Here is a 24389-nt window from a genome sequence, read left to right as displayed (position 1 = left end):
GTCATGCAGGGGCGTGACCAGGCGCTTCGGCGCCCTGGTCGCCGTCGATGGCGTCGATTTCGATGTCCGCCGCGGCGAGACCGTGGGCATTGGCGGGCCGAACGGTGCCGGCAAGACGACCTTCTTCGACCTGATTTCGGGTCTGAACACGATGAGCGCGGGCAGCGTGGCGTTGCGTGGACGGCCGCTGGCCGGCACGCCGCCGCACCGCATCTGCCAGATGGGCATGGCGCGCACCTTCCAGCTCAACTCCGGCTTTGACGGGCTGAGCGTCATGGACAATGTGCTCGCCGCGGTCGCCTTCGGGCGGCGTTCGGCGGGCGGCTGGCTCCTGACCGCGCGCGACGACCGGGCCAAGGCCCGGGCGATGCTCGAAAAGTTCGGCCTGACCGACATTGCCGACGATCTGGTGGAGAATGTGCCGGTTCTGGCGCGCAAGAAGCTGATGGTGGCGACCGCATTGGTGAACGAGCCCGACCTTCTGCTGCTGGACGAGCCGGTCGGCGGGCTGACCCCGCCGGAGATCGACGATTTCATCGCGCTGATGCTGGGCCTGAAGGCCGAGGGCGTGACGCTGGTCTTCATCGAGCATGTCATGCGCTTTCTGACCAGCGTCGCCGACCGCGCGCTGATCATGCATCAGGGCCGGATCATCTATGACGGCACGCCCAACGGGCTCTCGGCGGACCAGACCGTCCGCGAGGTCTATCTGGGCACCACCGAACTGCCCGGCATGGCGGAGACGGCGTGATGGCGGCGCTCTCGGTCAGCGATCTTGTGGCGGGCTATCACAACCGGCCGGTGCTGCACGGCGTGTCGCTGGACATCGAACCGGGCACCATGGCGGCGCTGATCGGGCCGAACGGGCACGGAAAGACCACATTGCTTAAAACCGTTTCCGGACTGGTGCCGGCCCGGTCGGGCGCCATCCGTATCTTCGGCCAGGCGATCGAGACGGCGATGGTCCACGAGCGGGTCGCGGCGGGCCTTGTGCACGTGCCGCAGGGCGACCAGCTTTTCGGCGAGATGAGCGTCGAGGAGAATTTGCGCATGGGTGCCTATCTGCGCAGTGCCTCCGAGGTCCCGGGCGCGCTCGAGGAGGTCTACGCCTTCTTTCCGCGCCTTGCCGAGCGGCGCGGCCAGTCGGCCAGCAGCCTTTCGGGCGGCGAACGGCGCATGGTCGGCATAGGGCGCGGTCTGATGGCCGGCGGCAAGGTGATGATGATCGACGAGCCGTCGCTCGGCCTTGCGCCGCTGATCATCGAGCAGATCTACGAAGGGCTGCGCGGCCTTTCGCGCGCCGACCGCGCCTTCCTGGTGGTCGAGGAAAATCCAAGCCGCCTGATCGGCATCGCCGACCGCATCTGCCTCATGGATGCGGGCCGGATCGAATGGTCGGGAACGGCCGCCGAGGTGGCCGGATCGCGCGACATTCTTGAAACCTATCTGGGCGGGCATTGAGCATGGATATCGTCATCCAGATCGTCGTGACCGGCACGACGCTTGGCGCGATGTACGCGCTTGCTGCTGTCGGCCTGTCGCTGATCTTCGGCACGCTGGGCATGTTCAACATGGCGCACGGCCTGTTTATGACGATCGGCGCCTATGCGGCCTACGCCGCCGCCGGGCAGCTCGGCCTGCCGCTGGTCGCCGCGGTTGTTGCGGCAATGGCGGCCGGCGCGGCGATGGGTGTCGCAACGCACCTTGCGATGGTGCGATTCATGCTGCGCTCCAAGGCGTTCGAGACCAATGTCATCGTCGCGACGGCCGGTCTTGCCATCCTGTTGCAGGACTTTGTCCTGAAACTGTTCGGCGGCTATCCCTATCCGCAGCCGGTGCGCGTCGAGGGCGTCGTGCGCCTGTTCGATGTGGCCGTCGCACGGCAGTCGCTGGTGATCGTCGCGGTTGCGCTGGTCTTGATCGGCGCGGTTGCCTGGCTGCTTTTGAAGACGCGCTTCGGCATGGCCATCCGCGCCACCGCGATCAACCGCGAGGCGGCGCAGTTGATGGGCGTGCGCACCAACAGCGTCTATCTGCAGGTGATGGCGCTGGCCGGCGCGCTCGCCGGCGTCGCCGGCGTGATGATCTCGTCCCTGTCGACGCTGTCGCCGTCGATGGGCGGCGATCCGCTGCTCAAGGCGTTCGTGATCTGCGTGGTGGCAGGCCTCGGCAATGCGTGGGGCGCCGGCGTTGCCGCGTTCGCGCTGGGGCTGCTGGAAGCGGCGATCCAGTATTATGTCGGCGTGCGGTTCGGCTTTCCGGTCATGCTTTTGCTGGTGATCGCCATCCTCATCTGGCGTCCGCAAGGCCTGTTCGGCACGGAAAAGGTGGTGCGGCTGTGATGCTTGCGGGCGAATTGAACAAGCATCTGGCGATTGCGCTGGTGATTGCCGTGGGCTTTGCCGCCGTGCCGCTGTTCGTCGGCGAGCGCTATCTTCTGGGCGAGGTCATCGTCTTCTTCATCTGGGCGATGGTGGCGATGAACTGGAATCTTTTGATGGGCCATGCGGGCGTCTTCTCACTGGCGCAACTGCTGTTCTTCGCGTGCGGCGCCTATGGCGTGGCGATGGGCACGCAACTGGCGGGCCTGTCGATCTGGCTGGCGATCCCGCTGGCTGCCTTTGCCGCCATGGTGCTGGCGCTGTTGATCGGGTTGGCCTGCCTGCGGCTGACCGGCGCCTATGTCGCGCTGTTGACCTTCGCCATCGCCGAGATGGTGCGCATCCTGATCGTCACCGACACGCACTGCTTCGCGCTGATCCAGAACAATTGCCAGCAATTGTTCGGCGGATCGACCGGCTTTTCGCGCTTTTCCGATTTCGGGTTCCGGCCGATCCTGCGCGGCGACTGGATCGTCGGCCATTACTATGTCGTCTGGGCCGTCTTCGTGCTGAGCCTTGTCGCGCTCGTCGTCATCATTCACGGACGGCTGGGTCTGGCGTTCCGCGCCATCCGCGACAATGTCGGCTACGCGTCGAGCCGCGGCATCGACCGGCAGCGCTACCAGTTGATCGCCTTTGCCAGTTCGGCGCTTCTGACCGGCCTCGCCGGTGCCGTCTATGCCGGCCATTTCCGCTTCGCCGGTCCCTCCCTGTTCGAGTTCTCGACGCTGATGTTCGTGCTCGCCATGGTGATCGTCGGCGGGCTGGGATCGACATGGGGACCGCTGGTCGGCGCCGGCGTGATGATGATCGTCGTCGAATTCGCCAAGGAACTGGGCGACGCGCGGTCGATCGTCCTGGGTCTTTCGATCGTCCTGTTCGTCGTCTTCCTGCCCAAAGGCATCGCCGGCGGGGTCGGCGGGCTGCGCGCCATCATCTCCCGGCCGGCGGGCCAGAACCGATCAACCACCGCAACGGACACCCATCAATGAAGATCGTCTACACCGAAGAGCACCGCAAACGCAGCGCCAGGACCGAACTCTATGGCGGCCAGCTGGTGCCGCCGTTCGAATGTCCCGAGCGGATCGACTTCATTCTGGCCGAAGCGGAAAAGCGCGGCTTCGGCGCCATCGTACCGCCGCGCGCGCACGGCATGGCGCCGGTGCTCGCGGTGCACGATGCGGGTTATGCGGCGTTTCTGGAAAACGCTTGGGCCAACTGGAGCGCGCTCGGCCATCAGGGAGAGGCGATCGTGACGGTCTGGCCGGCGCGCACCATGCGCCCGGATCGCATCCCGGCCCATTTCGAAGCGCAGCTCGGCTATTATTGCCTTGCGTCGGAGACCTCGATCTCGGACGGCACATGGGAGGCGGCGCTGGCGTCCAAGGACGTGGCGCTGACGTCGGCCGACCTTGTGATCGGCGGCGCACGCACGGCGTTCGGCCTGTGCCGTCCGCCGGGCCACCATGCGGCGACCGACCAGTATGGCGGTTACTGCTTCTTCAACAATGCGGCGATCGCGGCGCAGCATGCGCGCGACAAGGGCATCGAACGGGTTGCGATCCTCGATGTCGACTTTCACCATGGCAACGGCACGCAGGAGATCTTCTACGACCGCGACGATGTGCTGTTCATTTCGCTGCATGGCGACCCCGATCAGGCGTTTCCGCATTTCCTTGGCTTTGCCGACGAGACGGGCAGCGGCGCCGGCGAGGGCTTCAACCTCAACCTGCCCATGCCGCCGGGAACCGGGTTCGATGTCTGGCGCGCCGCGCTCGGCAAGGCGATGGAGCGCATCGCGCGTTTCGATCCCGGCCTCGTCATCGTCTCGCTGGGCGTCGATACGTTCGAAAAGGACCCGATCAGCTTCTTCAAGCTGACATCGAATGACTTTTCGACGATGGGGGCCGACATCGCCGCGCTCGGGCTGCCGACATTGTTCCTGATGGAGGGCGGCTATGCGGTCGAGGAGGTCGGCATCAACACGATCAACGTGCTCGAAGGGTTTTGTGTCTGACGCGGCCTGTCAGGCCGCCTCTCGCAGACAGGCGAGCAGCGCAGCCTCGCCCCGGCGCAGGCCGTCGCGCGTGTCGTCGCCCAGAGCATCCAGCCGCGTCGCGCGTTCGTCGTCGGACAATTCGGCGAGCGCGATGATCGCCGGATGGATGTAGCTCGTTCGCGCGATGGACGGCGTGTTGTTCAGCCGTTCGGCCGCCGCTTCGCTCATGATCCGGATGGTCAGCGGTTCGGGTTTCGTGGCGGCCATGAAGGCGGCATGGGTGCCGTGCCAGGTGCGCAAGCTCTTGGCGGTGGTGCCATCGCCGCAGATGCGCGCAAGCACGTCGCCCAGATGCTCCGAGCGGACAATGCGCGGCGTGCCGTCGTCGGCGAGCCATGTGACCAGTTCGCTGCCGGGCAGGTCGCGGCTGCGCTGAAGGACGCGCTGCAATTGCGCGCCGACCACCGTCTGGTGCACGCGCTTGCCGCCCTTGGCGACGAAGTCGAGATGCACACGCGTGCCGTCGAACCGGACATGCCGGTTGCGCAGCGTCGTTGCGCCGAAGCTGCCATTGTCGGCGGTGTAGCCGGGATCGCCGACGCGCAGGGCGCCGCGGTCGATCAGCGCCAGGACAGCGGCGACCGCCGTTTCAAGGTCGCCGACCTCGCCGGTCAGGCGGTCGGCGATCCAGCGGCGCAGCGCGGGCAGGGTTGCTCCGAACGTTGCCAGTTGGTCGAACTTGCCGTCGGAGCGGGCTTTGGTCCAGTCGGGATGATAGCGATACTGCTTGCGGCGGCGCGCGTCGCGGCCGGTCGCCTGCAGATGGCCGTTGGCGAGCGGCGACATCCAAACATCCTCATAGGCGGGCGGAACCGCGAGGGCCTTCAGGCGCGCCCGTTCGCGCGCGCAGTCGATCCGCGTGCCGTCGGCCGCCAGATAGGTGAAGCCGCGCCCGTGCCGCTTGCGGCGAATGCCGGGCCGGCTGTCGGGATAATAGACGAGGCCGGGCGGCGGCGCGTCGTCAGCCGTCGGCATGGTCGAGTTCGCTGCCCGATTTGAGCACCTGGTCGCCATCGTCCTGTTCGATCAGGAACGCCGGATCCTCGTCGCCGGCATTTCGTGTGACCTCGGTGCCTTTCAGCGTCCGCGTCACCTTGTCGGTGAACCGTTCGGTCACGGAGCCTTTGGCCGTGCCGTCGCCCCAGGACCATGTGACCGTGTCGCCGACCTTGATGTCCGCCATGAGTGTGCTCCCGAATGCTGCGTCAGGCCGCCAACGAACAAGAAGCCGGTCCGGTTCCGGCGCGATTGTCGCAGGGTGTCCGGCGTCCAATCGGCCGTGCTCTGAATTGATGGAGGCATGGTCCGGAGCATCTCCGTCCGGCACCGGGCATCCGTGTACGGACGGGCTGGCCGGATGTCCGAGCATCGACGATCCGCCTTGTGAATTGACTCTGGCGAAGGGTTGTCATGTAATAAGAACAAAAAGTGAACATTGTGGATTTTCATGCAACCGACACTGATCGAATTGCAGCGTCAGATCACGGCCCTGGCGCCCATGCAGAAGCCGACGGACCAGCAAGGCTTTGTGACGCTGGGGGCGGAAAGGGCCGACGCGGCGCTGGGCAGCGCGCTGGCGCGCGGCGCCCTGCACGAAATGTTTGCGGCGCAAGCGGCGGATGCGGCGGCGCTGACGGGTTTTTGCGCCGGCCTGGCGCAATGCATTTCAGGCGATGCGGGCAGGATCGTCTGGATCCGCCAGGGTTTTTCGGAAACCGAGGCCGGCCCTTTGTTCATGCCGGGGCTCGCGGCGCTGGGGCTCGATCCGGCCCATATCATCCATGTGCGGGCGCGGCGGCCCGAGGACGGGTTGCGCGCCGCGCTGGAGGCGGTGCGCTGCGCGGCGCTGGGCGCGGTCCTGATCGAACTCTGGGGCATGCCCAGGAGCCTCGATCTGACGGCGACGCGCCGGCTTGCGCTTGCCGCCGAAGCATCGGGCACGACGCCGCTCCTCATGCGGCTGGCCGCCGAGCCGGGTCCGAGCGTTGCGCAGACACGCTGGCAGGTTGCGGCGGCGCCGTCCCGTGCGCTGGCCGCCAATGCGCCAGGCAGGCCGGCCTTCGACATCACCTTGTTGCGCAACCGCGCCGGCGCATCCGGCCAGCGCTGGCATCTGGAGTGGGATCATGAACGAAAGCGTTTCCGGCATGCCGCGACGGTATCTGGCAGTGTGGCTGCCGTTCCTGACAAGCGACCGGTTCCGGCGCCAGTCGAACGGCTCGCACGCACAGGCTGACGCGCCGCTGTGCTTCACCGAAAAGCACAACAATGCGCTGCGCGTCGTGCGGGTCGACCGGAAAGCCATGGACATCGGTTTGACGCCGGGGCTCACCCTGGCCGATGCGCGGGCGCGGGTGCCGCAGCTTGCCGCCGTCGAAATGGACCATGCGGCCGATGCGGCGTGGCTCGAACGGATCGCCGATTTCTGCGACCGCTACACGCCGATGACGGCACTCGATGCGCCCGACGGGCTGGTTCTGGACATCACCGGCTGCGCCCATCTGTTCGGCGGCGAAAAGGGCTTGCTCGACGATCTCGTCGCGCGCCTGTCGCACGGGACAACGCAGGTGCGCACGGCCCTTGCCGGCACGCCGCAGGCGGCGCGTGCGCTGGCGCGCTTCGGCCAGCCACATGTGATCGTCGCACCGGGCGGGGAGGCCGCGGCCGTCGCGCCATTGCCCGTGGCCGCGCTCGAGGCGGGCGCCGAGACCATGACGGCATTGCTGCGCGCCGGGCTGAAGACGGTCGGCGATCTGGCATGCCGGCCGCACAAACCGCTGGTCGCGCGTTTCGGCGCGGCGCTGGCGGCACGCCTCGTCAGGCTTCAGGGCGGCGAGAACATTGCGATCGCGCCGCGCCGGCCTGTGCCGGTCTGCAGCGCCGAGCGCCGCTTCGCCGAACCGCTGACACAGACAGGCGATGTGCTGGCGACGCTCGAAGCGCTCGCGGGCCACGCCGCCGACAGTCTGGAAAAGCGCGGGCATGGCGGGCGGCGCTTCGATGCGGCGCTGTTCCGTACCGATGGCACGGTCAGCCGGCTGACGATCGAGACGGCGCGACCGGTCCGGGCGCCCGAGGTCGTCACGCGGCTTTTCCGGGAACGGATCGACACGCTCGGCGATCCCCTCGATCCCGGCTACGGCTATGATCTGATCCGGCTGTCGGTGCCGGTGTCGGCGGCTCTGGAAACGGCCCAGCACACGCTGGACGGCCGTCAGGTCGAGGATGAGGACGTAACGGCGCTGATCGACCGGCTGAGCACCCGGTTCGGCCGGCATGCGGTGACGCAGTTTGTTCCCGCCGAAACCCATATCCCCGAAGAGGCCGTGCGTGCCATGCCTGCCGGGCATGCGGCCGCCCAAGCCACGCACTGGCAAATGGCTCCGGCCGATGCGCGTCCCATGCGTCCGGTGCATCTGTTCGCCCAGCCCCAGCCGATCGAGGCGCTGGCCGAGATCCCGGACGGGCCGCCGCTCAGGTTCCGTTGGCGGCGCGTGCTGCACGAGATCGCGCGCGCCGAAGGGCCGGAGCGGATCGCGCCAGAATGGTGGCGCGGCGACGAAGGCAGCAGGACGCGCGATTATTATTGCGTCGAGGACAGCCATGGCCGCCGCTTCTGGATTTTCCGTCACGGTCTTTACGAGGAATTGCCGCACCATCCCCGCTGGTTCATGCACGGGCTGTTCGCATGAACCGATATGCGGAACTGGCGGTATCGACCAATTTCTCGTTTTTGCGGGGCGCGTCGCATCCGGGCGATTTCGTGATGCGCGCGCTCGAACTGGGCCTTGCGGGCATCGGCATCGCCGACCGCAACACGGTGGCCGGCGTCGTGCGCGGCCACAGCACCTACAGGGACGCGTGCAAGGCATGGCGGGACGTGCATGGCGAGGATGCGCAATTGCCGCTGCGCTATGTGGTGGGCGCGCGGCTGGTCTTCGCCGATGATACGCCCGACATCATCGCCTATCCGGAAAACCGTGCCGGATGGGGCCGGCTGTGCCGGCTTCTGACGCTCGGCAAGCGCCGTGCCGAAAAGGGCGGCTGCCTGATCCACGAGGCCGATCTTCTGCGCCATTGCGGCGACCTTCTTTTGATCGTCATGCCGCCCGACCGCACCGATGATCTGGTTCGACGCCTCTCAAGGATTTCCGCGCACGCGCCCGGCGCGGTCTGGCTGGCCGCATCCATGGCCTGTCGCGGCGACGATCGCAGGCGGCTTTTGTGTCTCAAGGCGATCGCCGGCCGGAGCGGCATCCCGCTGATCGCGGTGGGCGATGCGCTCTATCACGATCCGGGTCAGCGCCCGCTGCAGGATGTCGTCACCTGCATCCGCGAGGGCTGTACGCTGGACAATGCCGGCTATCGGCTGCAGGCCAATGCCGAACGCCATCTGAAGACACCGGACGAAGTGGCCCGGCTGTTCCGCGATGTGCCCGAGGCGGTTGCAGAGACGGTCGATTTTCTGGCGCGCATCGATTTCTCGCTCGACCAGCTGACCTACCAGTATCCCGAAGAGCCGATCCCGCCCGGCAAATCGCCGCAGCAATGGCTCGAGGAACTGGTCTGGCGGCGCGCGCCCTTTTGCTATCCGGACGGCATACCGGACAAGGTCGCCGGCCTGCTCGAACAGGAGCTGGCGCTGATCGCCGAGCTCGATTACGCGCAATATTTCCTGACCATCCATGACATTGTGCGCTTTGCCGACGATCAGGGCATTTTGTGCCAGGGGCGCGGCTCGGCGGCCAATTCGGCGGTCTGCTACGTGCTCGGCATCACCGCGGTCGATCCGGCCGAGCATGATCTCCTGTTTGCCCGTTTCATCTCGTCCGAGCGCAAGGAACCACCCGACATCGATGTCGATTTCGAGCATGAGCGGCGCGAGGAGGTGATCCAGCACATCTATCAGCGTTATGGCCGCGAGCGGGCGGGCATTGCCGCCACCGTCATCAGCTACCGGCCGCGCAGCGCCATTCGCGAGGTGGGCAAGGCGCTGGGCCTGACCGAGGATGTGACGGCGCGCCTTGCAAGCACGATCTGGGGCAGCTGGGGCACCGAGATCGCCAAGAAGCATGTGCGCGAAGCCGGCATTGATCCGGACAATCCCGTCATCGGACGCGCCATCGATCTTGCCACGCAACTGCTCGGCTTTCCGCGGCACCTGTCCCAGCATGTGGGCGGGTTCGTCCTGACGCGCGACCGGCTCGACGACATCGTGCCGATCGGCAATGCGGCGATGGACGAGCGCACCTTTATCGAATGGGACAAGGACGATATCGACGCACTCGGCCTGATGAAGGTCGACGTGCTGGGCCTGGGCATGCTGACCTGCATCCGCAAATGCATGGACCTGATGCGTGATCATTGCGGCCGGGATCTTTCCCTCGCCGATTTTCCGCCCGATGACCAGGATGTCTACGCCATGCTGCAAAGGGGCGAGTCCATCGGCGTCTTCCAGGTGGAAAGCCGGGCGCAGATCAACATGCTGCCGCGGCTGAAGCCGANCCTATCTGCGCCGCCGCAATGGCGAGGAAGACGTCGTCTATCCCGCGCCGTCTCCGGAGCACGGCCCGCCCGATGAGTTGCGCAAGGTGCTCGACCGGACCAAGGGCGTGCCGCTGTTCCAGGAGCAGGCGATGAAGATCGCCATGGTCGCGGCGCGCTTTTCGCCCGAAGAGGCCAATGGGCTGCGCCGGGCCATGGCCACCTTCCGCCATGTCGGCACGATCCAGAATTTCGAGGATCTGATGGTCGAGCGGATGGTGGAGCGCGGCTATGAGCGCGAGTTCGCCGAACGCTGCTTCAACCAGATCAAGGGGTTCGGCGAATATGGCTTTCCCGAAAGCCATGCCGCTTCGTTCGCCAAGCTCGTCTACATCTCGTCCTGGATCAAGCATCACGAGCCGGCGGTGTTCGCCTGCGGCCTGCTCAACGCCCAGCCCATGGGCTTTTACGCGCCGGCCCAGATCGTGCGCGACGCGCAGGAGAACGGCATTGAGGTTCGCGCCGCCGACATCAATCGCAGCCAATGGGACAACACGCTCGAAAGGGCGCAAGACGGCGCGCTGGCGCTGCGGCTCGGCTTTCGCCAGATCGACGGGTTCCACGAGGACTGGGCCGACCGGATCGCCGCCGTGCGCGGCGCGGGTTTCGACAGCGCCGAAATGGTCTGGCGGCGCGCACGGCTCGAAAAGCGGGCGCTGAAAATCCTCGCCGATGCCGATGCGTTCCGCTCGATCGGGCTCGACCGCCGCGATGCGCTGTGGGCGGTGCGGCGGCTACCGGACGATGTGCCGCTGCCGCTGTTCGAGGCGGCGCGGCGCGACGAACTGTCCGCCGAGCCGGACGCCGCCCTGCCTGCGATGAAGCTGGCCGAACATGTGGTGGCCGATTACCAGACCACCCGGCTTTCCCTGAAAAGCCATCCGATGGCGCTGCTCAGGCCGGTCTTTGCGGCCGACAGGATCCTGTCATCGCAGCAGGTCGCAGACATGCCGGACGGCAAATGGATCAGGACCGCCGGCGTCGTGCTGATCCGGCAGCGGCCGGGCAAGGGCAATGCCATCTTCATGACGCTCGAGGACGAGACCGGCATCGTCAACGTGCTGGTCTGGGCGCGCCGGTTCGAGCGTTTCCGCCGGGCCATCATGGGCGCCAAGCTGGCGGTCGCGTGCGGTCATGTTCAAAAGAGCAAGGAAGGCGTCATCCATCTGATCGCCACATCCATTCTGGACCGCACCCTTGAACTCAACAGGCTGTCGGATGCGCATACGCCGACCATCGCGCTTTCGCCCGCCGACGAGGTGATCCGCCCGCAATTTGCCAGGGGCGACAGCGTCAAGGGCGGCCCGGCGCCCGGCCGCGACCGTCATCCGCGCGATGTGCGCATCATCCCCAAGAGCCGGGACTTCCATTAAGGCGGATGGCTCGCGCCACATGGCCCAAAGGCCCGCCTGCAAGCCGACGCGACCGCCGGCCGGCCATCTTGCGCCAGTCATTGTCGCGCAATCGCCGCTATTCGGCCGGCCAGTTCAAGTAACCGTCGACGCCGCCATTGCGCGCCGCATCGAAATCGCCGGGCCGGGCTTCCCATTGCGCGGCACGTGCAAAAACATCGGTCAGCGCGGCGGCCACCTGTTCGGCCTGGCCGAGCTTCAGATTGCACGGATCGAGCTGGAAGTAACCCAGTTCGACCTCGTGATTGCGGACGACGATCGCCGGGTTCCGTTCGGCGAGCACGCGTGCCAGCGTCGCCGCGCTCGCGCCGAGCCGCCTCGCGTCGATCTCCACCTGAAGCCGGTCCAGCGGATTGCCGGTCGGATCGGGGACGATCTTCGGATCGACGCCGTCGAAACCGGTGAGCGTCGAATGCCACAGGTCGAGCGCGGCGCGCTCGCCGGCGCGGATGCCGGCATGATCGCGCGTCTGCCATGCCTCCAGGGCTGCGATCGCGCCGGCAATGCTCTCCTTGCCGATCTTCATGCCGCGTCCGATGCCGATGTTCTGAAGATAGGCGGCGCGGACAAGATCGCGGCGGCCGGCGATGATGCCCGAGGTCGGCCCGCCCAGAAACTTGTGGCCCGAATAGACCGCCATGTCGGCGCCGGCCGCCAGAAAGCCGCGCAGGTCGTATTCGGACGCCGCATCGACGATCACCGGCACGCCCCTGGCCGCGCAGATCCGGACAAAAGGCTCGAGCGGCATCTGGCCGTAGTGGACGACGTGATGGGAGACCACATAGACCGCCGCCGCCGTCTTCTCGGTCAAAGCGCCCTCGAGCTGATGATCCATGACCAGCGTCGACTGGCCGACCGGGCAGACGGTGGCGCCGGCCAGTTCGATGGCCTGCGAGACCGGCGCGCCATAGCCGCACATGTGCCCCAGCTGGATGACGACCTCGTTCTTTTCTCCCGGACGCTTCGGCAGCGCCTCGGCGCGCGCCGGATCGACCCCCGTCATGCATGCGGCGACCGACAGGGTGATGCCGGCGCTGGCCGATGCGGTCATGCAGCCGGCCTCCGCGCCGGTCGCCATAGCGATGGTGCGGCTGGCGCGCGCCTGCAACTGGTGCATGTTGACGAAATGGGCCATGATTTCGGCGGTCGCGTCGCGCACGGGCTTGCCGGCGATCGAGGCACCGAGCGCGGTCATCGTCCCGGACACGTTGATCACGGGGGTGAGCCCGCGGCTTGTGTAGAAGGCCCGATCGGGGTCCTGCGCAGTCGGTGTCGTCATGTCGCGTGCCTTGTGCTTTGGGAACGGTTTCCATAATAGTGGAAGAAAAAGCGAAGCCGGAGCAACAGCCCATGTCCGACGAAAAACGCAAGCGCACCAGCGGCATCGACCGTGCGCTTCAGGTGATGGATATCCTGACCGAACGCCAGGAGCCCATGAGCGCCTACGATCTGGCGAAGTCGGCCGGCGCGCCCGCCTCGACCATCTACCGGATCGTCGACGAACTGGTCGAACGGGACGTGCTGTCCCGGTCGGACGAAAGCCGGGTCTGGCTCGGGCCGCGACTGATGCGCTACGGGCTTGTCTATCGCGCCCGCATGGACATGTTTGCCGAGGCCAAGCGCGAAATGCAGCGCCTGTCGCAGGCGACGGGGGAGACGGTCCAGATCTGCGCCCGCGACGAGGGCATGATGGTCGTCATCGGCATGGCCGAAGGCGAGGGCCATTTCCGCGTCGCCTCCAATGTCGGCACCCGCGTGCCGCTGAACTGGACCGCGTCCGGCCGCCTGCTGCTGGGCCACCTGCCCGACGATGAACGGCGCGCGGCCTTTGCCGATTGTGCCAAGCCCTCCCACACGGGCACGGCGGAAACCGATCCGGACAAGCTGGCTGCACAATCGCGCGCCGACTTCGTCAACCGGCTTTCGATCCAGATGAGCAGCTCGGAGTTTTCGGTCGCCTGCATTGCCGCGCCGATCCGCGATGAAACCGGTGCCTGCACGGCGACGATCTCGGTCGTCCTGTCGGAGCGTCAGGCGCGGGCACGGGGCGCCGAACTGGCGCATGCCGTCCAGGACGCGGCCCTTGCCGTGGAGCGCGCGCTGGGCCAGAAGGCGGCCTGAGGGCGCCGCGCCGAAAACGTCAGGCTGGGAAGAGGTCAACCCCATTCCGGTCGCACCGCGAAGATCGCGTCGATCTCCACGGTGATCTTGTTGGGCAATGACGCAACGCCGTAGGATGTGCGCGCATGCACGCCGTCGGCACCGAAGACCGCATGCAGCAGTTCCGAAGCGCCGTCGATGACGAACGGATGCCGTTCGAAATCCGGCGTGGCGTTGACAAGGCCGACCAGCTTGACGACGGCGCCGACACCGTCGAGCCCGCCCAGCTTGTCGTTGACGACGGCCAGAAGGTTCAGCGTCACCAGTTCGGCATGCGCGCGCGCCTCTTCGGCCGATACGTCGAGACCGACCTTGCCGTGTGCGAGCGAACCGTCCTCGCGCACCGGTCCCTGGCCGGAAACAAAAAGCAGATCGCCATGGCGCCGGGCATTGTCGAACGCGCCCACCGGCGCGGGCGCCCGCACCGGCAATGCATGGCCAAGCATGGCAAGCCGCGTCTGGGGCGTTTCAATGAGCCGGGTCTGGGTCATGCAAGCTCCTCTATTCTCTTGCAGAAGGCGGTATGGTTGGCCGAGACGGCATGGGCGCCGGGCTCGCCCCGTGCGCAGGTCTCCAGCGCGTGCGCGCATCGTGTGCGGAAGACGCAGCCCGATGGCGGTGACAGCGGACTGGGAATGTCGCCGGCCAGTATCTCGCGGTTCGCCTGTCGTTCGGGGTCCGGAATGGGAATGGCCGACAGCAGCGCGCGTGTGTAAGGGTGTGCGGGGGCGCGATAGACCGGTCCGGCATCGCCGATTTCGACGGCGCGGCCCAGATACATGACCACGATCTTGTCGCACAGATATTCCACCACCGACAGATCGTGCGCGATGAACAGCATCGTCAGATTGCGCTTGTCGCGGATTTCGAGAAGCAGGTTGAGCACCTGGGCCTGGATCGACACATCCAGCGCCGACACGCTTTCGTCGGCGACGATGAATTCCGGTTCCAGCGCGAGCGCACGCGCGATGCCGATCCGTTGGCGCTGGCCGCCGGAGAACTCGTGTGGATAGCGCGACATGTGATCGGGCTGCAGGCCCACTTCCGCCAAAAGGCCGGCGACCATGTCGCGCCGCTTGCGGCGATCGCCCAGCCCGTGCGCCCGCAGGCCCTCGCCGATGATCTCGTGCACGCGCATGCGCGGATTGAGCGAGGAGACGGGGTCCTGAAAGATGATCTGCATGCGGCGCCGCATGGCGCGCATGGCGCCGGCACCGAGCGTGTTCAGATCGATGCCGTCGAAAAAGGTCTGTCCGTCCGACGGCTCGATCAGCCGGAGCAGGGCGCGGCCGAGCGTCGTCTTGCCCGAGCCGGACTCGCCGACCAGCCCGGTGATCGAACCGCGCGGAATGTCGAAGCTGACATCGCGCACCGCATGAACCGTGCCGCGCGGCGTCTCGAACCGCTTGGACAGGTTCCGGATGGAGATCAGCGGCGGTGCGGCGGCGGTCTCATGCATGGGCGGCGATCTCCGCTGTCTTGATGCAGCGCACCATGTGCCCCGCGCGGGCCTCGACCAGCGCGACCGGGACGTCGCATCGCTGGCTTGCGTAGCGGCAGCGCGGGGAAAAGGCACAACCGGGCGGCATGGAATGCGGCGGCGGCACCGTGCCGGGGATCGGCACCAGCCGTTCGCCTTCTGGCCGGCCGGGCTGCGGGATCGAGACGAGGAGACCCTGCGTATAGGGATGTGAAGGACGTGCGAAAAGCGGGCGGGTGGCCGATTGTTCAACGATCTCGCCCGAATACATCACGGCCACATCGTCGGCCATCTCGGCAACGACGCCCATATCGTGGGTGATGAACAGGATGGACATGCCCAGCTCGCCCTGCAGCCGGCGCATCAAGTCCAGAATCTGTGCCTGGATGGTGACATCGAGCGCGGTGGTGGGCTCGTCGGCAATCAGAAGCGCCGGCTTGCAGATCATGGCCAGCGCGATCATCACGCGCTGGCGCATGCCGCCCGACAGTTCGTGCGGATAGTTGTCGATGCGTCGGGCGGCGGCCGGAATCTCCACCAGTTCGAGCATCTCCAGAACGCGCTTTCGCCGCTCGGCCGGGCCCGGATCGCCGTGCAGCTTCAGCATCTCTCCGATCTGGTCGCCGATGGTGAACAGCGGATTGAGCGAGGACATCGGCTCCTGGAAGATCATGGCGATTTCGGCGCCGCGCATGCGGCGCATCGCTTTTTCGGAAAGCCTGGCCAGATCGACCGCTTCGCGATCGCGGCCGCGATAGCGGACGGTGCCCCTGGCGATCCGCCCCGCGCGCGGCAACAGCCCCATGATGGCCAGCGACGTGACCGACTTGCCCGAGCCCGACTCGCCGACAAGGGCAAGCGTCTTGCCGGTGCCGAGCGAAAAGCTGACATCTCGGACCGCCGCGGTGCTGCTGCGCCGGCCGGCAAACTCGACGCGCAGATCGCTGACCTTGAGGATGGTGTCGCCGCTCATTCGGGGCTCTCCTCATGCGGCACGCGTCGCGCGGCCGGTTCGATCGACGCGCCAAGGACGGTCCATCGCGGTTCGAAGACGCGATCGATGGTCAGGTGATTGCCCTGGCTGTCGACGGCGTCGAGGTCGCCGTCGACAATGTCGAAGATCGTGAAATCGGCCTTGGTTCCGGGGGCCAGTCCGTCGCCGGCGGAAAGGCCCAGAAAGCCGCGCGGGCTGGCGGCGACGGCGTCGATGCATGCTTCGAGCGGCAGGCCGATGGCCAGCATCTTGGAGAGCGTCGTCGCCATGTCGTGCACCGGCCCGCCAATGTTGCGCAGGTGCAGATCGGTGGAAATCGAAAATGGCAGGAAGCCGTCGGCGACCGCCTGTCGCGCGACGCCGAAGTCGAACGAGGCGACGCCATGGCCGATGTCCATCAGAACGCCGCGCCGGGCCAGATCCCTGGCTTTGGCATAGACCTGCGGCGTGTCGAGCACGGAACCGGCCTTCTTGCCGTTGAAGCAGTGGGTGACGATGTCGCCGGGGGTCAAGATGTCGAAAATCTCGTCGATCAGCGGCGGCGGCTCGCCGATATGGACCATGACGGGAAGGCCGGCGATCTCGGCGACGCGCTTTGCTATCCTGGCCGGCGTGATGCCCCAGGTGCCGACGATGACGCCGCTGGCGCGCACCTTGATGCCGCAGACCACGTCGCGGTTGGCCTCGATGACCTCAAGCGTCCGGTCGATGTCGATCGAGCGCATGTCGATCAGTTCGGAGACGCGGTTGCAGGCGACAAGCCCGATCGAGCCGATGTTCAGGAACGCCTTGATCGTCTCGGTATGCGGTTCGATGACATATTCGCGCAAGCCGTGGAAATTGGCTTCGCCCGCCGAACCCGCATCGGCCATGGCGGTGACGCCCGTTGCGCGGCCGGCCTGGCTGGCCCGCACGGAGATATCGGTCCCGCCATGCCAGACATGGACGTGAAGATCGGTCCATCCCGGCGACAGGCGGGCACCCTTGCAATCGATCGTTTCGGCGCCGGGCAGCGCATCGCGGGCGATCGTGCCATCGTCCGATATCGCGATCGTTCGAGGCGCGGTGCCGTCAAAGCCGACGGCCTCGAAATTGGTCAGGGTAAGCGCCATTTCAGAGTTCCTTTGCGATCCGGGGATCGAGCGCATCGCGCAGGCCGTCGCCGATCAGTTGCAGGCACAGGACCGAGACGGAAATCGCAATGCCGGGAAAGAAGATCAGGAAAGCGGCCTGGTCGATATATTGCCGCCCCTCATTGATCATGGTGCCCCATGTCGGGGTCGAGGGATCGACACCGACGCCCAGGAAGGACAGGCCGGCTTCGGCCAGCATCGCATAGGCGAAGATGAAGGTCGCCTGGACGATGATCGGCGAGACGATGTTGCGCAGCACATGGTTGATCATGATGAAGCCGGTGGAACTGCCGAGCGCCTGCGCGGCCTCGACAAAGGGCAACTCCCGGATGACCAGGGTCGATGCGCGGACGATGCGCGCGATCCGCGGCGCATAGACGATCGAAAGGGCGATGATGACGTTGATCATCGATCCGCCCAGAATCGCCACCAGCGCGATCGCCAGCAGAATGTCGGGAAACGCCATCATCGCGTCGACGATGCGCGAGACCGGACCGTCCAGCCGCCGGAAGAAGCCGGCGACCAGCCCGAAGACGATGCCGACGACCGAGGCGACAAGCGCCACGCCGCAGCCGATCGTCAGCGAGACCTGGCCGGCATAGAGAAGGCGCGACAGGACATCGCGGCCGAACGCGTCGGCGCCGAGCCAGTAGTCACCGCCGGGCGCGGCCAGCCGGTTGCGTACGCTCATCGCGGACGGGTCGGCCGGCGCGATCAGCGGTGCCAGGATCACGGCGGCGAGGATGACAAGAAACACGATCAGCGAGACGAGCACGGCGCGCCGCGCAAACAGCGCTTCGAGGAAACCGGGTTCGTCGGCAAGCGCGGATGCGGACATCGATCAGTACCTCACCCGCTTGTCGACGAGCAGATAGAGCAGGTCCGTCAGAAGATTGATGAACACATAGAGCGTCGCCACGACGATCAGTGTGCCCTGGATGACCGGATAGTCGCGCCGCAGCACGGCGCTGACCACCAGATTGCCCATTCCGGGAATGTTGAACACACGTTCGGTGACGACCGCGCCGGATACCAGAAGGGCGAATGTCAGACCGATGACGGTGATGATCGGTATGGCCGCGTTCTTGAGCGCGTGCCGCAGAACGACGCGCCATTCCGTCATGCCCTTGGACCGGGCCGTGCGCACATAGTCCTCGCCCAGAACGTCGAGCATGGAGGCACGCGTGAAGCGCAGGATCAGCGCGGAATTGACGATCCCCAGAACGATCGACGGCAGCACGAGATGGCCCATGCGGACCCAGAAGTCGGCATCGGGGCCGCCATAGCCGGCCGCCGGAAACCAGCCCAGTTCGGTCGCCAGATAACGCTGGAACATCAGGCCGGTCCAGAAGCTGGGCACCGAGGCGGCGAGCATGGCCGTCGAAATGGCGGTTTGGTCCAGCCAGGACCCGCGCCGGTAGGCGGCATAGATGCCGATCGGCACGGCGATGATCAGCGCGATGATCAGCGAGAAAAGCGCCAGATAGACAGTGGGCTCCGCACGGGCGAGCAGCACCCGGGTGACCGGCTGGTTGAAGAAGATCGACGTGCCCAGATCGCCGCGCAAGGCGTTGCCGACAAAGCTCAGATACTGGATGGGGATCGGTTCGTTCAGACCCAGCCGCTCGCGCAGTTCGGCCGCTTCGGCCGGGGTCGCTTCGGGACCGAGCATGAGCGCCGCCGGATCGCCGGGCGCCAGCCGGACGATGACGAATGCGATGGTCAGGACCAGAAGGACGACCACCAGCATGCCGACCATGCGTTGAACGATGTACCGGGTCACTGCATCACACTCTGTAAGCTGCGGACCATCGAGGCCCGCAGCAGGCCGCCTCCCACGGATGCGATCCTACTCGGCCTTGGCGTTCCAGAAATAGGGCCAGGGCGAGGGATTGACGCCGGTCATGCCTGCACGCTGGCCCTGCAGCGCGTTGAAGCCGCCGATCTTGATGAAGCCGACATCCTCGAACACCGCCTTCTGGAGATCGGCGAACAGCGCCTCGCGCTCGGCCTGGTCGGTGGCCGTGGTGAAGGCCGCCAGCGTCGCCTCCTTGTCCGGCTCTGCCCAGCCCAGCCGCGAGGTGGCGGAATAGAGGCTGGTCAGAGCCGGCTCGGGGAGGAACGGCGAGTGGGTGATGTAGATGTCCCAGAGCGCCGGATCGTTGCGGCGCTGGCCGAGCGTTGCCCAGTCGACGACATCCATCTGAACGGCAAAGCCGGCCGCTTCGAGCGCCATCTTGGCAACCTCGGCCATCTTGAAATGGAACTCGTACTGGCGCGAGGTCAGGATGCGCAGCGGGGTGCCTTCATAACCGGCGGCATCGAGCAGTTCGGCCGCCCGGGCCTGGTCGTTCTGGTTGTAGAGCTCGGTGCCGGCATCGTTGCGCCACGTCCATCCCTCCGGATACATGGGCGCGTCGACGATGAAGAAATTGTCGTCGCCGAAGGCGGCGAACATCATGTCGTCGTGGGGCAGGGCGGCCTGCAATGCCTTGCGCACATTGAGATCGGTCAGAAGCCCGTCCTTGTGGTTGATGGCGAAAATCGGCCAGCCGAACGGGCGCAGCAGAACCGGTTCTGCCGCCTCGCTTTCGGCGATGCGGGCATAGGATTCGGCGGGCAGGCCGTCGGCGAAGTCATACTGGCCGGACAGGAGACCCTCCACGCGCGTGTTCGGATCGGGCACGGGGATGAAGCGGATCTCGTCGGCAAGCTGCAGACGGCCGCCGGCGGGGCCGTTCGGCTCCTCGTCGCGGGCTTGGTAGCCCTCGAACCGCCCCAGTTGCAGATACTGATCCGGCACATGTTCGATGATCTTGTAGGGGCCGGTGCCCACGATGGCGCTGAGCGCTTCGCCCAGCACCTCTTCGGGATAGATCGCGGCGGCCGAGTTGGAGAAGGCGAGCAGCGACAGAAGCGGCGAATAGGGCTCCGTCATCCGGATTTCGACGGTGTTGGCGTCGACCGCCTCGATGGCCTCGATGCGGTCGGCGACGGCCTTTCCGCGCGAGGCCATTTCGGTCCAGCGCTGCAGCGAGGCGACCACGTCGGCCGAATCCATCGACGAGCCGTCATGGAAGGTGATGCCCTGGCGCAATGCGATCCGGTACGTCCGGCCGTCGTCGGAGATTTCGGGAAGATCGACCGCCAGCAGCGGCGCGACGTTCCAGTTGGCGTCGAACGTGTAGAGCGTTTCGACGAAATGCTGGGTGACGATCGAGACCACATCCTTGGTCGACAGCATCGGGTCCAGCGTGTCCGCTTCGCCGATGATTGCCACGTCCAGCGTGTTGTCGGCCCAGGCGGGCACGGAATAAGCGGACAGTCCGATAGCGATTGCCGCCGCCGAAGTCATCCAAGTGCGCGAAATCGACATTCTAGACCTCCCTTATAATGGAATATATTTCGCAATTACGAATGATGTTGTATTCCCTTTTGGATGTCAAGGGCGGCCGCCGCGGGCTTGCGGCACGAGGTCGTGCCACGAATCCCGCCGGGCGCCGGTCTCATGGCCGGGCCTCGACTCCGCGACGATGCGGTTCGGCGCATTGGTGCAGAACGAATTCATCTGTGCGGACCCGCTGACCATCATCGGCGGATTGGGCGCGGACAGGCGCAAGCCGGCACCGGCGGGCACGGCGCTCTTCCGGCCCGGTGTGGTCACGCCGCGCCGCGTACTTCCGCAACCGGCCGCCGACATCGATCGCATCCGACGAGGCGCTTCTGATGATCGGTGGCAAGATACCGGAGCACAGTGTCCGCTTTTCGGCTTCGAAGTCGTCAGCCTCGTTGATAACGGTGCCGGCGAAAGGTACCAAGAAAACCTGCGGACGGCGGGACCCGTCAAGGGCCGGACCTTCAAACGTCGGTCGCAAGAACACTCACTTTCTGGGAGAGACAGATGCTGGCCCCGGCGATGCGCAACGCCCTCTCGACGAAGCTGATCCTCCTGCACGCGTTCGTGCTCGCGGCGACGGGTCCGGTGTCGGCCGAAGGGCAGACGCCGGTCCGGTCCCTTGCGATCGAGATCAACAAGGCCGAGCAGCTCGAAGCGACATGCCGGCTGGTCTTCATGACGCATAACGGGCTGGGGGCCGATCTGGCGGAACTGTCGCTGGAGACCGTCCTGTTCGACACCGAAGGCGGTGTCGACCGGTTCACCCTGTTCGACTTTCGCGAGGTGCCGGCCGGCAAGATGCGGGTGCGGCAGTTCGATCTGCCCGACACGCAATGTTCCGATATCGGCAAGGTGCTGATCAACGGGGCATCGGCATGCAAGGGCGAAGGGCTGACCGGCGGCGAGTGCATCGAACACCTCGACGCAACCAGCCGCATCGGCATGGAGATTGCGGGATGATTTTCGGCCTTGCCAACCCGATCGACCGCGCCGCCGGTCTGATCGCTCTGGGCGGCCCGGTGGTCGCACTTTTGCTGGTCCTGTCGGTGATCGCGCTGGCCATCGTGATCTACAAGATGGCGCAATATGTGCGGCGGGGCACGGGCACCGACCGGCATGTGGACGAGGCGGTACGCCTGTGGCGGGCCGGCGATCGGGCGGCGGCGCGATCACATCTTGCCGATCGGAAGACGGCGCTCGCCGAACTGGTCCGCGAGGCGATGGGCCAGGCCGGGCAGACCGGCGGCCATGTCGCGCGAAGCGATCTCGAGGATCATTTCGCGATCGTCGCGGCGCGGCAGTTGCAGCGGTTGCAGAGCGGCTTCCGCGCGCTGGAATCGATTGCCCAGATCGCGCCGCTGATCGGCCTGTTCGGCACCGTCCTGGGGATGATCGAGGCGTTCCGGCAATTGCAGGGCGCGGGCAATGCGGTCGATCCGTCGCTTCTGGCCGGCGGCATCTGGGTGGCCCTGCTGACGACCGCCGTCGGCCTTGCGGTGGCGATGCCGACGGCGATCTGCCTGAGCTTTTTCGAAAGCCGGGTCGCGCGCCACCGACTGGCCATCGAGGAGGCGCTGACGGCCGTCTTCAACCCGGTTCGGACCGGTTCTGCCGCAGCCGAACGGGCCGGCGAGCGGCCGATCGGGGCCAGTGCCGCCAATGCGCATTGAGGCGGGTGCATATGGCCGCGTGCGGCGCATCTCGCTGACGTCGCTGATCGACGTCATCTTCCTGCTGCTGCTCTTTTTCATGCTGACGGCGACCTTTTCGCGGTTCGCCGATGTCGAGCTGTCGACCGGCGGAGGGGCGTCGCAGCTTGCCGACCAGACGCCGGTCTTTCTGCAATTGCATGCAGACGGGCTGTCACTGAATGCCGAGCCGCTGGACGTGTCACAGCTGGGCGAGCGGCTCCTTGTGCTGCGCGAAGCGGGACGCGCCGATGTCGTCATCCTGTCGGTCCGCGACGGGGCGACATCGCAGCAACTGGTCGATGTGATCGCGGCGGTGGGCGCTTCGGGCGGCCCGCCGCTGCAGATCGTGCGTTGAGGGCCGATTGCGATGCGCATTGAGGCGACAGACCATCACGATGCGGCGGGCCGGCGGTCCGAGCCGGCCATCGCGCTGATCAACATCGTCTTCCTGATGCTGATCTTCTTTCTTGTCGCCGCGCAGGTCGCGCCGCCGCTGGATGGCGATGTCGCTCTCGTCTCGACGCGCGATCTCGACAGCCGCGAACCGCCGGACGCGCTGGTGATCGCTGCCGACGGGCAACTGTCCTATCGCGGTGCGACACTGACGCCGGCGCAGTATGTGGCGCTCAAGCGAGTGGGTGCGCCGGCGCTCGCAGAATTACGTCTGGTGCCCGACCGCTATCTGTCCGCAACGCGGCTGATCGAAATCGGCGATGAACTCAGGGCGCTCGGGGTCGAACGCGTCTTCATCGTCACCGAGCGGAGCCTGGCGGGGCCATGAGCGGGCGCGGGCTTGCCTTTGCCGGCGCGGCCATGCTTGCGCTCACCGCCTCGGTCGGGGTTCACCTTGGCGGCGCATCCATCGATACGTCGACGCAACCGGAAATCGAGGCCGGCGGCGAGGTCATCCAAGCCGCCGCGCTGGGCTCGGGCTTCGAATCACTGGTCGCGGCGGGCAACCGGCTGAGCCCGGTGGATGCGGAAACCGAGGCCATTGCGCCCACGGACAATGCCAGCGCCGGACCGGCGCCGGCGAGCACCCGATCGGTCGTCGCGCCGGTTTCGCCGCCCAGCGATTCGGCCGAACCGTTGCCGGTGGCGCAAGCGCCCGAAATCGCCGCCGTGGCACCGGTGGAGACGAGCGATGTGGTCGAGGCGCGGCCGGACGAACCGGTCCTGCCGGTCCCGCTGGCCCGTCCGTTCCGGCAGATCGATGTGGATCGCGCGCGGGCCGAGGAGCAGCGGCGTGCCGCCCGTGCCGCCGAACGCCAGCGCCAGGCGGAGCGGCAACGGCGTGCCGAGCAGCAGCGTGCGACGCGCCAGCAGGCGCGCGGCACAGAGCAGGGGCGGGCCGATCGCAACGCGCGGGCCGGACGCGCCGACGGGCAGGCGCAGGGCCGTAGCGCCAATACAAGCCAGGGCGATCAGCCGGCGCGGGAGGCCGGCAATGCGGCGGCTTCGAACTATCCCGGCAAGGTGTACGCCAAGATACGCCGCACCCGGCAGCGTGCCGCCGGCGGGAGCGGAACGGTGCGCGTCAGCTTCTCGATCGGAGGCGGCGGCGGGCTTGCCGGCGTCTCCGTCGCCGCCAGTTCCGGCTCGGCCGCCGTCGACCGCGCGGCCGTCGACCACATCCGACGGGCCGCGCCGTTTCCGGCGCCGCCGCCCGGCGCGCAGCGACGCTTCGTCATCCCGATCGAGATACGCCGGTGATCGGGCCGGGCCAGCCGGCGTTCGGTTCTTCACACGCCTGTCGCGCACGCATCTGCACAAACCGGAAGCCGCCATTCCAGAACCCCACAGGAGATCCAGCCATGTTCGTCGCGATGAACCGTTTCAAGATCAATGAAGGCCATGAGGCGGCTTTCGAGGAGGTCTGGCGCAACCGCGATTCGCGCCTCAAGCAGGTGCCCGGATTTCACACCTTTCATCTGCTCAAGGGCGATTTCGACCAAGACAGCCGCACCACACTCTATGCGTCGCACACGATCTGGGGCAGCCGGGACGATTTCGTCGCCTGGACCAGATCCGACCATTTCCGCCAGGCCCACGCCAATGCCGGCGACACCAAGGGCATGTATGCGGGCCATCCGCAGTTCGAGGGCTTTGAGGCCGTACTCGAGGAATGAAGCCGCGCA

General features: G+C 66.5%; 24 protein-coding genes and 1 pseudogene. 15 read left to right on the top strand and 10 right to left on the bottom strand.

The genetic code is table 11. The features are described 5' to 3' along the window. Positions 1–13 precede the first annotated feature (13 nt). Genes DEM25_RS15640 through DEM25_RS15620 form a run of 5 tightly spaced genes read left to right on the top strand, consistent with a single transcriptional unit; the run spans position 14 to position 4398 of the window. On the top strand, positions 14–751 hold the full coding sequence (locus tag DEM25_RS15640; protein WP_196780406.1) for an ABC transporter ATP-binding protein: 738 nt from the start codon (positions 14–16) through the stop codon (positions 749–751). Continuing rightward, entirely contained in the window at positions 751–1461 is a 711-nt protein-coding gene (locus DEM25_RS15635) for an ABC transporter ATP-binding protein (protein ID WP_196780405.1), read from the top strand. Before DEM25_RS15640 ends, DEM25_RS15635 begins: the two co-directional genes overlap by 1 nt. A gap of 2 nt (positions 1462–1463) precedes the next feature. Continuing rightward, on the top strand, positions 1464–2342 hold the full coding sequence (locus tag DEM25_RS15630) for a branched-chain amino acid ABC transporter permease (RefSeq protein WP_109767513.1): 879 nt from the start codon (positions 1464–1466) through the stop codon (positions 2340–2342). Next, positions 2342–3373, top strand: a complete 1032-nt coding sequence (locus DEM25_RS15625; protein ID WP_109767512.1) for a branched-chain amino acid ABC transporter permease — start codon at positions 2342–2344, stop codon at positions 3371–3373. Before DEM25_RS15630 ends, DEM25_RS15625 begins: the two co-directional genes overlap by 1 nt. Next, positions 3370–4398, top strand: coding sequence for a histone deacetylase family protein (locus tag DEM25_RS15620; protein ID WP_109767511.1), 1029 nt, complete (start codon positions 3370–3372; stop codon positions 4396–4398). Before DEM25_RS15625 ends, DEM25_RS15620 begins: the two co-directional genes overlap by 4 nt. 9 nt (positions 4399–4407) lie before the next feature. On the opposite strand, the gene DEM25_RS15615 is transcribed toward DEM25_RS15620, so the two are convergent. Both DEM25_RS15615 and DEM25_RS15610 read right to left on the bottom strand, forming a co-directional pair. Next, entirely contained in the window at positions 4408–5415 is a 1008-nt protein-coding gene (locus DEM25_RS15615) for a DNA topoisomerase IB (protein WP_109767510.1), read from the bottom strand. Next, on the bottom strand, positions 5402–5623 hold the full coding sequence (locus DEM25_RS15610; RefSeq protein ID WP_109767583.1) for a hypervirulence associated TUDOR domain-containing protein: 222 nt from the start codon (positions 5621–5623) through the stop codon (positions 5402–5404). Before DEM25_RS15610 ends, DEM25_RS15615 begins: the two co-directional genes overlap by 14 nt. 264 nt (positions 5624–5887) lie before the next feature. Here DEM25_RS15610 and DEM25_RS15605 point away from each other — a divergent pair, with 264 nt between their 5' ends. From DEM25_RS15605 to DEM25_RS15595, 3 genes and pseudogenes are all read left to right on the top strand, one after another. Further along, positions 5888–6676, top strand: a complete 789-nt coding sequence (locus DEM25_RS15605; protein WP_120222786.1) for an ImuA family protein — start codon at positions 5888–5890, stop codon at positions 6674–6676. Beyond that, positions 6567–8132, top strand: a complete 1566-nt coding sequence (locus DEM25_RS15600; protein ID WP_245412937.1) for a Y-family DNA polymerase — start codon at positions 6567–6569, stop codon at positions 8130–8132. Before DEM25_RS15605 ends, DEM25_RS15600 begins: the two co-directional genes overlap by 110 nt. Then, a pseudogene (locus DEM25_RS15595) lies at positions 8129–11357 on the top strand (helix-hairpin-helix domain-containing protein). Before DEM25_RS15600 ends, DEM25_RS15595 begins: the two are co-directional and overlap by 4 nt. A gap of 97 nt (positions 11358–11454) precedes the next feature. Here DEM25_RS15595 and DEM25_RS15590 read toward each other — a convergent pair. Continuing rightward, positions 11455–12675, bottom strand: a complete 1221-nt coding sequence (locus tag DEM25_RS15590) for an aminotransferase class V-fold PLP-dependent enzyme (protein ID WP_109767507.1) — start codon at positions 12673–12675, stop codon at positions 11455–11457. Positions 12676–12746: 71 nt separating this feature from the next. Here DEM25_RS15590 and DEM25_RS15585 point away from each other — a divergent pair, with 71 nt between their 5' ends. Then, positions 12747–13517 carry an IclR family transcriptional regulator gene (locus DEM25_RS15585; protein ID WP_109767506.1) on the top strand — a complete coding sequence of 257 codons (771 nt, stop codon included), beginning with the start codon at positions 12747–12749 and terminating at the stop codon, positions 13515–13517. 35 nt (positions 13518–13552) lie between these two features. On the opposite strand, the gene DEM25_RS15580 is transcribed toward DEM25_RS15585, so the two are convergent. The 7 genes from DEM25_RS15580 to DEM25_RS15550 all read right to left on the bottom strand — a co-directional run bounded on the left by DEM25_RS15580 (position 13553) and on the right by DEM25_RS15550 (position 20518). Continuing rightward, entirely contained in the window at positions 13553–14047 is a 495-nt protein-coding gene (locus DEM25_RS15580; protein ID WP_109767505.1) for a RidA family protein, read from the bottom strand. Beyond that, on the bottom strand, positions 14044–15015 hold the full coding sequence (locus DEM25_RS15575; protein WP_109767504.1) for an ABC transporter ATP-binding protein: 972 nt from the start codon (positions 15013–15015) through the stop codon (positions 14044–14046). Before DEM25_RS15575 ends, DEM25_RS15580 begins: the two co-directional genes overlap by 4 nt. Then, complete coding sequence (locus DEM25_RS15570) at positions 15008–16009, bottom strand: ABC transporter ATP-binding protein (RefSeq protein WP_109767503.1); 1002 nt, start codon at positions 16007–16009, stop codon at positions 15008–15010. The genes DEM25_RS15575 and DEM25_RS15570 overlap by 8 nt, the downstream gene beginning before the upstream one ends. Continuing rightward, entirely contained in the window at positions 16006–17178 is a 1173-nt protein-coding gene (locus tag DEM25_RS15565) for an amidohydrolase/deacetylase family metallohydrolase (RefSeq protein WP_196780404.1), read from the bottom strand. Before DEM25_RS15565 ends, DEM25_RS15570 begins: the two co-directional genes overlap by 4 nt. Further along, on the bottom strand, positions 17144–18001 hold the full coding sequence (locus tag DEM25_RS15560; RefSeq protein ID WP_109767501.1) for an ABC transporter permease: 858 nt from the start codon (positions 17999–18001) through the stop codon (positions 17144–17146). Before DEM25_RS15560 ends, DEM25_RS15565 begins: the two co-directional genes overlap by 35 nt. A 3-nt stretch (positions 18002–18004) precedes the next feature. Then, positions 18005–18946, bottom strand: coding sequence for an ABC transporter permease (locus DEM25_RS15555; RefSeq protein WP_109767500.1), 942 nt, complete (start codon positions 18944–18946; stop codon positions 18005–18007). A 66-nt stretch (positions 18947–19012) separates the two neighbouring features. Beyond that, positions 19013–20518 (bottom strand): ABC transporter substrate-binding protein, encoded by a 1506-nt coding sequence (locus DEM25_RS15550; RefSeq protein WP_109767581.1) that lies wholly within the window; start codon positions 20516–20518, stop codon positions 19013–19015. Positions 20519–21064: 546 nt separating this feature from the next. Here DEM25_RS15550 and DEM25_RS15540 point away from each other — a divergent pair. The 6 genes from DEM25_RS15540 (at position 21065) to hmuQ (ending at position 24380) form a co-directional block, all read left to right on the top strand. Further along, positions 21065–21520 (top strand): hypothetical protein, encoded by a 456-nt coding sequence (locus DEM25_RS15540; protein WP_109767498.1) that lies wholly within the window; start codon positions 21065–21067, stop codon positions 21518–21520. Continuing rightward, positions 21517–22230 (top strand): MotA/TolQ/ExbB proton channel family protein, encoded by a 714-nt coding sequence (locus DEM25_RS15535; RefSeq protein ID WP_109767497.1) that lies wholly within the window; start codon positions 21517–21519, stop codon positions 22228–22230. The genes DEM25_RS15540 and DEM25_RS15535 overlap by 4 nt, the downstream gene beginning before the upstream one ends. After that, on the top strand, positions 22220–22606 hold the full coding sequence (locus DEM25_RS15530; protein ID WP_109767496.1) for an ExbD/TolR family protein: 387 nt from the start codon (positions 22220–22222) through the stop codon (positions 22604–22606). Before DEM25_RS15535 ends, DEM25_RS15530 begins: the two co-directional genes overlap by 11 nt. A gap of 12 nt (positions 22607–22618) precedes the next feature. After that, positions 22619–23032 carry an ExbD/TolR family protein gene (locus DEM25_RS15525; protein ID WP_109767495.1) on the top strand — a complete coding sequence of 138 codons (414 nt, stop codon included), beginning with the start codon at positions 22619–22621 and terminating at the stop codon, positions 23030–23032. Then, positions 23029–23964 (top strand): TonB family protein, encoded by a 936-nt coding sequence (locus DEM25_RS15520; RefSeq protein WP_109767494.1) that lies wholly within the window; start codon positions 23029–23031, stop codon positions 23962–23964. The genes DEM25_RS15525 and DEM25_RS15520 overlap by 4 nt, the downstream gene beginning before the upstream one ends. A 101-nt stretch (positions 23965–24065) precedes the next feature. Further along, entirely contained in the window at positions 24066–24380 is a 315-nt protein-coding gene (gene hmuQ, locus DEM25_RS15515; RefSeq protein ID WP_109767493.1) for a heme-degrading protein HmuQ, read from the top strand. Positions 24381–24389: the final 9 nt, after the last annotated feature.

Source organism: Oceaniradius stylonematis, from assembly GCF_003149475.2.
GTDB lineage: Bacteria > Pseudomonadota > Alphaproteobacteria > Rhizobiales > Rhizobiaceae > Roseitalea > Roseitalea stylonematis.
The sequence above is the reverse complement of the archived record's forward strand: the minus strand, read 5'-3'. Positions and strand labels throughout refer to the sequence as shown.